The organism is Rhodococcus sp. 05-2254-2 (assembly GCF_002259095.1).
Taxonomy (GTDB): Bacteria; Actinomycetota; Actinomycetes; order Mycobacteriales; family Mycobacteriaceae; genus Rhodococcoides.
Genome location: NZ_NOZJ01000008.1, coordinates 784622 through 797802, shown reverse-complemented (window position 1 = coordinate 797802; position 13181 = coordinate 784622). Strand labels below are relative to the sequence as shown.

Genomic DNA, 13181 nt, shown 5'->3' with positions numbered 1-13181 from the left:
ACATGCGAGTCAACTGCACCATCAACGGAAAAGACATGGAAGCCGACGACGTCTGGGAGGGCGAGAGTCTGCTCTACCTGCTGCGTGAACGCATGGGACTCCCCGGATCCAAGAATGCCTGCGAGCAAGGTGAATGCGGTTCGTGCACCGTCTATCTCGACGGCGTCCCCGCATGCGCCTGCCTGGTGGCCGCCGGTCAGGTCGAGGGCCGCGAGATCCGTACCGTCGAAGGCCTCGCCGAAGGCGACAAGCTCGATCCGATGCAGGAGGCGTTCGTCGAATGCGGAGCCGTCCAATGCGGCTTCTGCACCCCCGGGCTCGTGGTGCAAGCACACGATCTGATCGAGCGCGTTCCCAATCCGTCGGACGTCGAGATCCGTGAATCCCTCGCCGGAAACCTCTGCCGCTGCACTGGATACGAGAAGATCCTGGACGCCGTGCGGCTTGCAGCAACTCGAAAGGCCGAAGCCAAATGACCACTGTCATCTCGGGTGCCTACATCGCGCCCATCGTCGGCGACGAGATCCCCGACGGCTACCTCGTCGTCGAGGGCACGATGATCACCGCCATCGGATCGGGTCCCGCCCCGATCATCCCCGGCGCCGAGACGATCGACGCGTCCGGCTGCCTCGTCACCCCCGGCCTGGTGAACACACACCACCACCTATACCAGTGGGCGTCCCAGGGCCTCGCCAAGGACAACACTCTCTTCGAATGGCTTGTCGCGCTGTACAAGCCGTGGTCCAAGATGGATGCCGAGGTCGTCGGCGGTGCTGCCGCGGCCGGGCTCGGATGGCTGGCCAAATCGGGATGCACCACGAGCACCGATCATCACTACATCTTCCCCCAGGGCCGAGGCGATCTGTTCGCCGCCGAGATCGACGCGGCGCAACGCATCGGAGTCCGCTTCCAGCCGTGCCGAGGCTCGATGGACCGGGGTATGTCCGACGGCGGCCTGCCACCGGACGAGGTGGTCGAATCACTCGACGACATCCTCACGGCCACCGCCGAGGCCATCGACACCTATCACGACGCCTCCTTCGGTTCCATGCTCCGCATCGCGGTAGCGCCCTGTTCACCGTTCTCCATCAGTAAAGAGCTACTCGTCGAGTCCGCAGGGCTTGCTCGCGCCAAAGGCGTTCGGCTGCACACTCATCTGGCCGAAACCCTGGACGAAGAAGAGCACTGCCTCGCTCAGATGAACTGCACGCCGGTCGAGTACATGGAGCAGGTCGGCTGGTTGGGCGACGACGTGTGGTTCGCACACGCAGTGCACCTGCACGATTCCGACATCGCGAAGATGGCGGCCACCGGTACCGGTACCGCCCATTGCCCGAGTTCCAATGCTCGGCTCGGCGCGGGTATCGCCCGGATCTCGGACCTGCTCGCCGCCGGCGCACCCGTCGGCCTGGGGGTCGACGGTTCCGCCTCGGCCGAAATGGTGCCCCTGGCAGGCGAGGTCCGTCAGGCCATGTACATGCAGCGGGCCAAGTACGGACCGACAGCACTGACCGCGCGTCAGGCACTCGAGCTCGGAACACTGGGCGGCGCAACGGTACTGGGTCGTCAGAGCGAGGTCGGTTCGCTCGAGGTCGGCAAACTGGCCGACATCGCGATCTGGCGCACCGACGGGTTCTACTCGGCGGTGGACGATCCGGTCGTCGCGTTCGCGTACGGGCAGACACCACCGCTCGCGCGCTTGATGGTGGGAGGCCGGACGATCGTCGAGAACGATGTCTTGACCAGCGCACCGCAGGACGAAATAGGCCGCGCCGGAGCCGATGCGCACCGTCGCCTGATGAAACTCGCGGAGGACGTGCTGTGAGCGCCCCGACCACCACACCCCGGCAAGCTCCCGCCGACATCCCCGCCCCGGGTCGCGGTCGCGTCGGCGACAGCCCGCTGCGACCCGACGGCACGCTGAAGGTCAAGGGCGAGTTCGCCTACTCATCGGATCTGTTCATCGACGGGATGCTTTGGGGTGCAACCCTTCGTAGCCCGCATCCCCGCGCGAGGATCGTCTCTGTCGACATCTCGAAGGCGCTGGCAACTCCCGGCGTCGAGGCGGTACTCACCCACGAGGACGTGCCGGGGCGCAAGTGCTTCGGGCTCGACCACACGTGGGATCAGCCCGTGCTGGCCTTCGACGAGGTGCGGCACGAGGGCGAACCGATCGCGTTGATCGCAGCCGACCATCCCGAAACCGCCCGGCGCGCAATGGAAAAGATCGTCGTGGTCTACGACGTGCTCGAGCCTCTCACCGATGCCCGACGCGCAGCCCTGGATCCGGACTACCCGAAGGTGCAGGAACGCGGCGGAGTGGCGCGACATCAGCCGGTGCGCGTCGGCAACGTCGCCGCCGCACGGGCCACCGCGGATGTCATCGTCAGCAGCGACTTCGCCGTCGGCATCCAGGATCAAGCGTTCCTCGGACCCGAGTCCGGCTTGGCCGTTCCCGCCGAGGACGGCGGCGTGGATCTCTATGTCGCGACCCAGTGGATGCACAACGATCTGGCGCAGATCGGGCCGTGTCTCGGCCTGCCCGAGGAGAAGATCCGAATGACGCTGGCCGGCGTCGGCGGTGCATTCGGTGGCCGTGAGGACCTGTCGATGCAGATCCACGCGGCGATGCTCGCCATGCACACCGGCAAGCCCGTCAAGATCGTCTACAACCGGTACGAGTCGTTCTTCGGCCACGTACACCGCCACCCCGCGCAGATGCACTACGAGTACGGTGCCACCCGCGACGGCAAGCTCGTGTTCGCCGATGTCGAGATCATCCTCGACGGCGGTGCGTACACCTCGGCCACCCTCAACGTGGTCGGCAACGCGGCCTCGCTCGGTGTCGGACCGTACGTCATCCCCAACATCGAGATCGACGCGTACGGGGTGTACACGAACAATCCACCGTGCGGCGCGATGCGTGGATTCGGCGCAGTGCAAGCATGTTTCGCGTACGAGTCTATGATGGACAAGCTCGGCGAGGCCTGCGGTATCGGGCCGGTGGCGATTCGCCAGATCAACGCCGTCAGCCAAGGTTCCATCCTCGCGACGGGCCAGGTCATCGAAGCACCTGCCCCACTGGCCGAGATGCTCGCCCGAGCCGAGGCGATGGAACTACCTGCCCCGCTGGACGCGTCGGACATTCGGAATCTGCCGGGTGGGGCATCGCAGACCACCCACGGCGAAGGCGTCGTACGTGGGATCGGTTACGGCGTCGGCATCAAGAACATCTGCTTCTCCGAGAACTACGACGACTACTCCACTGCTCGCGTCCGGCTGGAGGTGATCGGCGGCGAGGCAACGGCATTGGTGCACACGGCTGCTGCCGAGGTGGGGCAGGGACTGGTGACGTTGGAGGCGCAGATCGCGCGCACCGAACTCGGCGTCACCAAGGTCGTCATCCATCCCGCCGACACCAAGGTCGGTAATGCCGGTTCATCGTCCGCGTCACGCCAGTCGTACATGACCGGTGGCGCAGTCAAGACCGCGTGCGAGGCCGTGCGCGAGGCGGTGTTCGTCCTGGCCGGCCTGTACCTGGGCCGCGCGGTGGCCGACCTCAGCCTCGACGGCGGCAAGATCGTCTCGGCAACCGACGGTGTGCTGGCCACGATCGAGGACGTACTCGGCGATCGCGTCATCGAGCAAACGCGTGAATTCCACCATCGCCCCACCAGCGGAATGGATCCGGTCACCGGACAGGGCGCGAGCCACACGCAGCTCGCCCTCTGTGTCCATCGCGCAGTGGTGGACGTCGACGTCGAACTCGGACTCGTCAAGGTCGTCGAGATGGCGGCCGTGCAGGACGTCGGCAAGATCCTCAACCGGCTTTCACTCGAAGGCCAGATCCACGGCGGCACAGCGCAGGGCCTCGGCCTCGCGGTGATGGAAGAAATCGTCGTCGTGGACGGTCTGGTGAAGAACCCGTCGTTCACCGACTATCTGATTCCGACCATTCTCGACATGCCGCCCATGAAGCTGGACATCCTCGAGAACCCGGATCCCCTGGCACCGTACGGCCTTCGTGGTGCCGGCGAGCCACCCACCCTCTCGTCGACGCCCGCCGTCGTCGCAGCCATCCGTAACGCCACCGGACTCGCGTTGACCCGCGTACCCGTTCGACCCGAACACATCATCAACAGCTGATCCGAGTTCCATCCCCATTCGACGAAACCTTCTCCGGCACAACCGTACCGACTCCAACTCCCCCGGCATGTCGGCCCGGCCCGACGCTCGACGAGGTTGATCACGCCCTGGGAGGGCCGATCATGACCGACGTACACACATCCAGCACTCGCCAAAGCGGACGAGGTCGATCCCAGATCGACAAGTTCTTCGACATCACTGGCCGCGGTTCGACGCTGTCACGCGAAATTCGCGGTGGTGTCACCACATTCGTGGCCATGGCCTACCTGATCGTTCTCATCCCTCTGATCATCGGTGATGCACGCGATGTCACCGGTGCCACGCTCGATCCGGCTCAGCTGTCGACCATGGTGGCACTGTCCGCCGGGCTGACGACCATCCTGATGGGGGTCGTCGGAAACGCGCCCCTCGCGATGGCAGCCGGCCTCGGGGTGACGCCGATCGTGGTGTTCCAGGCGGCCCCGTACATGACCTGGCCGCAGGCGATGGGTCTGGTGGTTCTCGAGGGCGTCGTCATCGTCGTCTTCGCTCTCACCGGCATTCGGCAACTCATCATGGATGCCATACCACTGGTACTCAAGCAGGCGATCGGCGTCGGAATCGGTGCATTCATCGCGCTGATCGGCCTGGTCGATGCCGGGTTCGTCGGGCACCACGAGTCGGCAGCAACCGCCGTCACCCTCGGCACCTTCGGCAAGCTCGCCGGCTGGCCGGTGTTCGTGTTCTGCGTCGGGCTCATCCTGATGATCATGCTGTTCGTTCGGAAGGTGCCGGGCGCGATGCTGATCGGCATCTTCGTGGCCACCAACTTGGCGATCATCCTGAACTCGGTGTTCGACATCGAGCCGGAGGCGTGGGGACCGGTCGTACCGAAGGTGCCCGACTCCATCGTCGCCACACCACAATTCGACCTGCTGTTCAACGTCGACCTGTTCGGCGGCTTCGCTCGGGCCGGAATCGTCACGGCGTCGGTCGTCCTGTTCACGCTCGTTCTCTCGGGCTTCTTCGACGCGATGGGCACCATCCTCGGAGTCGGCGAGGAAGCGGGTCTGGTCGACAAGCAAGGCAGGATGCCCGGACTGAGCCGCATCCTCACCGTCGACGGCATCGGTGCCATCGTCGGAGGCGCAATCAACGGCTCCGCCAACACCGCCGTGGTGGAATCTGCGGCCGGCGTCACCGAGGGTGCCCGAACCGGTCTCGCCAGCGTCGTCACAGGCGGGTTGCTGACCAGCTTGATCTTCTTCACTCCGTTGGCCGGGGTGGTTCCCGTCGGTGCAGCTGCGCCGGCCCTGGTTCTGGTGGGCGCGCTGATGATGACGCACGTACGCAAGATCGACTGGGAGAACACCGAAATCGCGATCCCCGCCTTCCTGACCATCGTGCTGATGCCCTTCACCTACTCCATCACCGTCGGTGTTGCGGCCGGTGTCATCTCGTACACCCTCGTTCGTCTGGCCAAAGGCAAAGCACGCCAGACGCATTGGCTGCTGTACCTGATGTCGGGTATATTCTTGGTCTACTTCGCCCTGCACCCGATCGAAGAAGCGTTGGGAATCTCGTAACGTGAAAGAGATCGTCGATCGTCTGTCCGCCTGGGACCGCGCTGGCATTCCCTATGCGGTAGCGACTGTCATTGCGGTATCCGGAAGTGCCCCAAGGCTTCCGGGTGCCGCGATGGCGGTCTGCGCCGACGGTGAAGCAGTGGGCAGCGTCTCCGGTGGCTGCGTCGAAGGCGCCGTGTACGAGCTGTGCCGCGAGGTTCTCGAGACCGGTGAGTCCAAGCGAGAATCGTTCGGCTACAGCGACGTCGACGCTTTCGCTGTCGGTCTGACCTGCGGGGGAGTGATCGAGGTGTTCGTCCGCCTCGGACCTCCGCGTGCCGTGCTCGCGGCCATCGCGTCGGACTCGGCGGTGGCCACGGTGACGATGCTCTCCGGGTCAGGGGAATCGCTTGCAGTGTCCTCCTCGGCCACTATCGGCAGCACCGGGTTCTCCGACGTCGACGCCGTGGTCGTCGGTGAGGCGCTGGCGATGCTGGACTCCGGCGGTACCGGTATCCGGTCGGTGCGGTGCCGGCCTGATCTCGACGTGTTCGTGCAGTCCTACGCCACGGCCCCGCGGCTGCTGATCTTCGGGGCAATCGACTACGCCGGCGCACTCGCCCGCGTGGGTAAGTTCCTCGGGTATCACGTGACGGTCTGTGACGCGAGACCGGTATTCGCCACTGCTGCACGGTTTCCCGACGCCGACGAGGTGGTCACCGAATGGCCGCACAGCTACCTGGCGCGGACGGCCGTCGATGCCCGCACGGTGATTTGCGTCCTGACGCACGACGCCAAATTCGATGTGCCGCTGCTCGAGGTGGCCCTACGACTGCCCGTCGCATTCGTCGGGGCGATGGGATCACGCAGGACTCACGACGATCGCGCCGTCCGGTTGCGTGACGTCGGGTTGACCGAGCAGGAGCTCGCACGCTTGAAGTCGCCGATCGGCTTGGACTTGGGAGCAAGAACTCCCGAGGAGACCGCGCTGGCCATCGCTGCGGAATTCGTCGCAGTGCGACGCGGGGGTAGCGCTCTGCCACTGACACATACAGCGGGTCCGATCCACCACGACGGGGCGGCGGGGGATGCGAAGTACGCGTAACTACCCTGGGTACGGGATGTCCACCTCTCTGCCGTGAAGGGATTCAGTTGATTCGCGACCTACCTCGGTATCGACGACTGAACCTGTTGAGCGTTGCCCTTCTCGGCACCATGGCTGCAGTCGCCACGACCCAGGTACTCGACCTGTCCAATTTCGGCCGGGGACTCGCGCACGCGGCAATTCTCATCTGTGCGGTTGCGGCCGTTGTGTACGGAGTCTTCCGCGCAGCCCGCAAGCCCACGTGGCTGCTTCCTCGCATGGCGCTCGTCTTCTTCACGCTCGGATCCGTGGCGTCACTCATCGGAGGGAGTTATCTCCCCGCAGCCAGCGGCGCGATCATGGCTGCCACTCTCCCGATGTTCTCGACTGATGAACGGTGGGACAGGCTCTTCGGGTACCGCGCGACCGCGAATTGAACCAAGACTTCGGGCAATCGATAGTCGCAGCGCAGACGGATTCACGCCGCCCTCGATTCCGTCCACGAGTTCTTGTCGGTGGGTCGAGATAGTCTTCATCTTGTTCGAACAGGCGTTCTTGTTTCGGCTCACCGGGGGGTGAAAAAAATGGGTGCAATACCGACCGTGTCGCTGGAGGCGTTGACCACTGCCGCGCGTGAAGAGAATCGACAGGCCGCCCGCAAGATCACCGCCTGCTACCGCGTGCACTGCGACTGGATCACCCGCGACACCAAACACAAGCATTACAGCCGGTACGGGCGCACCGAAATGTCCGTGGCGTTGGGCTGCTCGGCGACCGTCGCCGAAGCGTATGTCTCGGTCGGTGTTGCCCTGCACACCCGGATGCCGCTGCTGCGGGCAGCGTTCGAGACCGGTGAGATCGACCTTCCCCGCGTGCGGACGGTATGCCGGATCCTCGACAACCTCTCCGACGACATCGTCACCCGCGTCGAAGCCGAGGTCGTCGAGGCGGCGCGGAGATCGTCCCCGGGCCCGCTCGAACAGGCGATCTGGGACATCCTGCTGCGCGTCGCACCCGAGGAAGCCGCCGCGTTGCGGGAGTTCGCGAAGAAATTCCGCACCGTCACCTACAGTCCCGCCGGCGAACTCGCCCGCATCCGAGCCGAGCTGACCGCCCCCGAAGCCGCCGCCGCGTGGCAGCTCCTCGAGGAGATGGCCGATACTCTCTGCCCGAAAGATCCGCGCGGGAAGAAAGAACGCCTGTGCGATGCATTCATGGCCCGCATGCACGGCGAACCCCGACTGGCATGCCTGTGCCAACGCACCGACTGCCCGAAGAAAGACACAGCGTTGCCGGATCGACGGGTGCCGCTCACGATGATCACCGTCGACATCGCCACCCTCATCGGACTACTCGCCAACCCCGCCTATCTGGCCGGGCACGGTTCCATCGACCCCGACCTCGCGCGAGAGTTGGCACGCAACAGTCAGTGGCAGATCCTGCTCACCGAAGCAGTGACCCTGGCCGAGAAACTCGGACTCGCAGTGCAGAACCCGGAGACCGGACAATGGGAACGACGCCCGGACAGCGAGAAGACATCGGCTGCAACAGAACCCGAGACGGGAACAGCGACGGAGACAGACGCGGGCTTGGGCTTCGCTGCAGACTCGGCTGCGGATGCGGATGCGGATGCGGATGCGGGAACTGGGTCGGGCGCGGACTCGAGGCCTGCGACAGATTCCTCGACCGAACCGACCCCGGCCAGTTCACCTGCACCTGCACCTGCACCTGCACCTGCACCTGCACCTGCACCGGGAAATACCTCGACACCAGCACCGACGCCCGCAGCACCGGCAGATGAGGTCGACGAGACCGGGGAGACCGGCGAGACCGGCGATGCCGAGGAGAACGACGAATCCGCACCCGTACCTGCGACCGCCCTTCCAGCTCAAGCAACGTCGGCCACCGGCCCTGAAGTCGCGGCTTCGCCTGCACCGGCGTCAGCGTCAGCATCACCACCACCTGCGGAACAGACACCGCCGATGCCTGCTATCACACCGAACTGTTCGGAATCACGCTCTTCCACAACACCATCCGACTCCACGACATCCGGGACGACATCAGCCCGAGGCCCGGAACCAGGAACAGGACCGACTGACGCTGTCGCTGCCGCTGCCGCCAGCGACAACCCACGCCAGCGTCGCCTCGGATCACTGACCTCCGCCGCAGCCCTGTTCTGCACCCACACACCCCTCGCCCGGGGCACACGGCACAGCTCTGCCCTCGACCTGGACGACATCAGACACCCCGCCCACAACATGAGAGCACTCGACCTACGCTCGGCAATCCGGCTGGACAACCCAACGACCCCCACTGCAGGCCACACACCCGCAAACCGCACGTCCTCAGGCATCTACCTCGGAAACGCGTCCCTCGCCGCAGCGCTCGAAGCCGCCATCGCCGCCGACCCCACCCTCGGCACATCCATCCCCCGCGACCCACTCACCGACCGCGCCCTGATCTACCGACCCGACACCCTCACCACAGCAGCCGTCCGACTGCGCGACAAACACTGCCGATTCCCCGGCTGCCACCGACCCGCCGCACGCTGCCAACTCGACCACATCGTCCCCTTCGACCACGCCAACCCACGCGGCGGCGGCTGGACCACCGTCAACAACCTCCAATGCCTCTGCGACTATCACCACACCGTCAAAACCGCCGGCTACTGGACCGCCACCATGCTCCCCGGCGGAGCCATCCTCTGGAGATCCACCTCGAAAACCACACGAATCACCCTGCCCACCAACGCAACATCCGTACCCATCCTCGGCAACGACCTCAGACCACACATCCCCACCACACCGAAACGATCCGGCCACATCGCCTACCCCAACCCACCCGACAACCACGACCCCGAAACAAAACCCATAGCCGAAGACTCCGCAGAGCCACCGTTCTAGAAGGTCAGCGCTGAAGCCGCAACAACTGTCCGGTCGACGACTCCGAGCCCGCGATCCATGACCGTCGCACCACACCCGACAAGCCCACCCGGTCGTACGCAGTCACCGGGTTACGGTGGTACAGCTGCGCGACGTCGACGGTGAACTTCTCATCCGGAGCGAAGACCACGAGATCTGCAGCACAACCGATCTCGATGCGTCCACGATCTGCCATACCCACCTGGTCGGCGGTGTTGGTGGCCATCCACCGCACGATGTCGGTCAGTGCGAAGCCGCGAGAACGCGCCTCAGTCCACACCGCTGCAAGTGACACCTGCAGCGACGCAATCCCACCCCAGGCATCACCGAAGTCTCCGGTGTCGAACCTCTTCAGATCGGGAGTACAGGGGGAGTGGTCGGTGACAATCGTGTCGATGGTGCCGTCGGACAAACCCTGCCACAACAACTCGCGGTTGCCGGCCTCGCGGATCGGCGGGCAGCACTTGAACTGTGTCGCGCCAGCCGGCACGGCCTCGGCGTCGAAACACAGGTAGTGCGGACAGGTTTCGACGGTCACCCGCACACCGTCGCGCTTGGCCGCCGCAATCATCGGCAACGCATCGGCGCTCGACAGATGCAGAATGTGCACCCGACACCCCGTCCGCCGAGACAGCTCGATCACCTGCTCGATGGCCCGGTTCTCGGCCGCGCGTGGTCGCGATTCGAGAAACCCGCAGTACTCGCGGCCCGACGCCGACGGTGCCTCGGCGATGACCTCGGCGTTCTCCGCGTGGACGATCATCAGCCCGTCGAACGATGCGATCTCGATCAGAGCCTTCTCGAGCTCCGGAATCGTCAGCGGCGGAAACTCGTCCACGCCCGACGCCAGCAGGAAGCACTTGAAGCCGAAAACACCCGCATCGTGCAGTGGCCGCAGCTGATCGACGTTCCCCGGCACGGCACCGCCCCAGAACCCGACGTTCACGACCGACTGATCCGCTGCCACCCGCCGCTTGATCTCCAACGCCGCAACGTCCACCGTCGGCGGGATGCTGTTGAGCGGCATGTCGACGATGGTGGTGATGCCACCAGCCGCGGCAGCCCGGGTGGCGCTGGCGAACCCTTCCCACTCGGTGCGCCCCGGCTCGTTGACGTGAACATGCGTGTCCACCAAACCCGGCAGCAACACCTCGTCCGAGCCGAGCTCGACCACGGTGCCGGCGAGCACCGCACCACCAGCATCATAGGAGTCGATCGCCACGATCCGGCCGTCCACCACCGAGACCGAAGCGGCGACCTCCCGTCCGCCGATCACCGCCCGCGAAGCGCGAACGACCAGATCGATCGAATCAGATTGCACTGGAGGCACTCTGAAGCTCGGACGACTTCCATGCAACATCAGCCGCATCGAGAGCCTCGGCGTCGAGTTCACCGAACAATCTCAATCGGGACAGTCCGCCGTCGGGGTACACGTCCAGTCGCAGGTGCGTGTACGCATCGGCCTCGTTCAGCAGGAAGCGATGACGCGTGTCCGGCTGAACGGCGGTACGGGGCAGAATCTCGCTCCATGCGGTCGGGTCCGTGATGTGTCGGCGACGAGAATCGATGGCGCTGAGTCGAATCCACCCCGGCGCGTTTCCGACGTAGTAGCTGGTGTCGACCTCCACGTGTCGCGGAGCACCGGGTGAAGCGAGGGCGAAGACCGCGAAGTCGTTGCCGCCGTGGCGTCGTCGCGAGTTTTCCCAACCCTCGCCCATGTTGCGAGCCCGCCCGGGCAGGATGATGTTGGCCGGGGAGGAGTAGAACGCGTCGGAGCAGTCGATCAGCCGAGCTCCGTTCTCGGCGGCCAGCAGATCGACGGTGCCGGCGAGGAACCGCGGATCCTGAACCACCTGGCCGTGCACACGGAACCGGGCAACGCCGCCGTCGGGGTAGATCGACAGACGCACATGCGTCCACCGGTGCCGATCGTCCACCGCATACATGTTCGCAGTGTCACCGGCTGCGGGGGACTTGTCGACGATGCTGTGCCATTCCGCATTCTGCACGTCCTCGATGGACGGGTAGCCCTCGATCGACGCAGCCTCGACGGAGACGAACGGCGGGTAGTTGCCAGTGAAGTGAGCGGTGTCGACCACGACGCCGTGCACGATGCCAGGGGAACCCAACCGCACGATCGCCCAGTCGTGGCCACCCTCGTCACGGCGACGCCGAGTCTCCCAGCCGTCGTATACCTTTCCCTTGTGTCCGAAGTCCGCGGGATCGAACAGCGGAGCGTCCGGCTTGATCAGGTTCTCGCGCTGGGCGAACAGCTCGTCGTTCGCTGCGGAGACGCTGCCGCCGAGCGCCCGAGAGGCAAGGTCGGTCAGCGTGGTGAAATCGGTTCCGGTCATGAAGTTCCTTCCAAAATGTGTGTGGTGGCCAACGTTCGACCTACCTCGTGCAACAACCGAGCCGCGTCACGCATGGAGATCTGCGGGTCCGGCTCCAGGTCGGTCAGCGAATAGGAGGCGGTGATTCCGTAGGGGCGCAATCGATCCAAGCCGACGATGCTGCGTCCCGCCACGGTGATCACCGGGACCCCCGCCGCGCATGCTGCATGGGCGACTCCGATCGGTGCCTTGCCGTGCAGGCTCTGCTCGTCCAGCGAACCCTCACCGGTGACGACAAGGTCGGCCGACGCCAGAGCGCTGCCGAAGTCGATCAGCTCGAGCACGGTGTCGATCCCCGGCTTGGCCGCAGCACCGAGTACAGCCATGGCACCGAAGGCGGATCCGCCGGCCGCCCCGGTGCCGGCGAGACCGCTCAAGTCGCGGCCGATTGCGTTGCGTACCAGATGCGCCCACTGCCGCATCCCATGTTCCAGATACAGCAACTCCTGCGGTCCTGCACCCTTCTGTGGGCCGTAGACAGCCGCGGCTCCGGTGACACCGAGCAACGGATTGTCGACGTCGCAGGCCAGCTCGAACACCGCATTCCGGGCCGACTGCAACAGGCCGCTCAGGTCGAGTTGGACTGCACCCCGCAGCGGACCGCCGCCGAGCGCGACGTCGTTGCCTTCGGCATCGAGGATGCGGGCACCCAGCGCGCTGAGCATTCCTGCGCCGCCGTCGGTGGATGCGCTGCCCCCGAGTCCGACGACGAGACGCCGCGCACCTGCCTCCAGAGCGTGCCCGATGACGGTACCGAGACCGAACGTACTGGCCCCCAGCGCAGCCGGCTGTCCATTCGGCAGCAGCTCGAGCCCTACCGCCGAGGCCAACTCGACGACCGCCGTATCACCACGACGGGCATACGACGTATCGACCGGCTCACCGGTCGGTCCCGAGCAGGTCACTGCCACTCGATCCCACCCGGCGGTGACGGCAGCATCGACGGTGCCGTCACCGCCATCGGCGACGGGTAGGCATACCGTCTCGAGCGACGAGTCGACCGAGAGCATTCCCTCGGCCAGCGCCTGCGCGACCTCCGCTGCCGACAGCGAACCCTTGAACTTGTCGGGAGCGAGCAGAATCCGCGTCATCT

General features: G+C 65.4%; 10 protein-coding genes. 7 read left to right on the top strand and 3 right to left on the bottom strand.

Going from position 1 to position 13181, the window contains the following annotated elements; all coding sequences use genetic code 11:
• The first annotated feature begins 2 nt into the window (after positions 1 to 2).
• From CH283_RS13970 to CH283_RS13940, 7 genes are all read left to right on the top strand, one after another.
• Positions 3 to 476 (top strand): (2Fe-2S)-binding protein, encoded by a 474-nt coding sequence (locus CH283_RS13970; protein ID WP_068048485.1) that lies wholly within the window; start codon positions 3 to 5, stop codon positions 474 to 476.
• Positions 473 to 1825, top strand: coding sequence for an 8-oxoguanine deaminase (locus tag CH283_RS13965; protein WP_094640507.1), 1353 nt, complete (start codon positions 473 to 475; stop codon positions 1823 to 1825). Before CH283_RS13970 ends, CH283_RS13965 begins: the two co-directional genes overlap by 4 nt.
• Positions 1822 to 4146 (top strand): xanthine dehydrogenase family protein molybdopterin-binding subunit, encoded by a 2325-nt coding sequence (locus CH283_RS13960; RefSeq protein WP_255183207.1) that lies wholly within the window; start codon positions 1822 to 1824, stop codon positions 4144 to 4146. The genes CH283_RS13965 and CH283_RS13960 overlap by 4 nt, the downstream gene beginning before the upstream one ends.
• Positions 4147 to 4268: 122 nt before the next feature.
• Positions 4269 to 5711, top strand: coding sequence for an NCS2 family permease (locus CH283_RS13955; RefSeq protein WP_068048478.1), 1443 nt, complete (start codon positions 4269 to 4271; stop codon positions 5709 to 5711).
• Between the two features lies 1 nt (position 5712).
• On the top strand, positions 5713 to 6795 hold the full coding sequence (locus CH283_RS13950; RefSeq protein ID WP_217901107.1) for an XdhC family protein: 1083 nt from the start codon (positions 5713 to 5715) through the stop codon (positions 6793 to 6795).
• Positions 6796 to 6881: 86 nt separating this feature from the next.
• Positions 6882 to 7211, top strand: coding sequence for a hypothetical protein (locus CH283_RS13945; protein ID WP_094640506.1), 330 nt, complete (start codon positions 6882 to 6884; stop codon positions 7209 to 7211).
• Between the two features lie 147 nt (positions 7212 to 7358).
• Positions 7359 to 9677, top strand: a complete 2319-nt coding sequence (locus CH283_RS13940; RefSeq protein ID WP_094653727.1) for an HNH endonuclease signature motif containing protein — start codon at positions 7359 to 7361, stop codon at positions 9675 to 9677.
• Positions 9678 to 9681: 4 nt separating this feature from the next.
• Here CH283_RS13940 and allB read toward each other — a convergent pair whose 3' ends face one another.
• The 3 genes from allB to CH283_RS13925 are packed head-to-tail and all read right to left on the bottom strand — an operon-like array spanning position 9682 to position 13179.
• Positions 9682 to 11055 (bottom strand): allantoinase AllB, encoded by a 1374-nt coding sequence (gene allB / locus CH283_RS13935; RefSeq protein WP_094638534.1) that lies wholly within the window; start codon positions 11053 to 11055, stop codon positions 9682 to 9684.
• Complete coding sequence (gene alc, locus CH283_RS13930) at positions 11006 to 12049, bottom strand: allantoicase (protein ID WP_094638276.1); 1044 nt, start codon at positions 12047 to 12049, stop codon at positions 11006 to 11008. Before alc ends, allB begins: the two co-directional genes overlap by 50 nt.
• Positions 12046 to 13179 carry a glycerate kinase gene (locus CH283_RS13925; protein ID WP_094638278.1) on the bottom strand — a complete coding sequence of 378 codons (1134 nt, stop codon included), beginning with the start codon at positions 13177 to 13179 and terminating at the stop codon, positions 12046 to 12048. The genes alc and CH283_RS13925 overlap by 4 nt, the downstream gene beginning before the upstream one ends.
• Positions 13180 to 13181 lie beyond the last annotated feature (2 nt).

Coding starts and splice junctions, on each gene's coding strand:
- CH283_RS13940 (WP_094653727.1), top strand. CDS start 7,359: ATGGGTGCAATACCGACCGTGTCGCTGGAGGCGTTGACCACTGCCGCG.
- CH283_RS13965 (WP_094640507.1), top strand. CDS start 473: ATGACCACTGTCATCTCGGGTGCCTACATCGCGCCCATCGTCGGCGAC.
- allB (WP_094638534.1), bottom strand. CDS start 11,055: ATGTTGCATGGAAGTCGTCCGAGCTTCAGAGTGCCTCCAGTGCAATCT.
- CH283_RS13925 (WP_094638278.1), bottom strand. CDS start 13,179: ATGACGCGGATTCTGCTCGCTCCCGACAAGTTCAAGGGTTCGCTGTCG.
- CH283_RS13970 (WP_068048485.1), top strand. CDS start 3: ATGCGAGTCAACTGCACCATCAACGGAAAAGACATGGAAGCCGACGAC.
- CH283_RS13955 (WP_068048478.1), top strand. CDS start 4,269: ATGACCGACGTACACACATCCAGCACTCGCCAAAGCGGACGAGGTCGA.
- alc (WP_094638276.1), bottom strand. CDS start 12,049: ATGACCGGAACCGATTTCACCACGCTGACCGACCTTGCCTCTCGGGCG.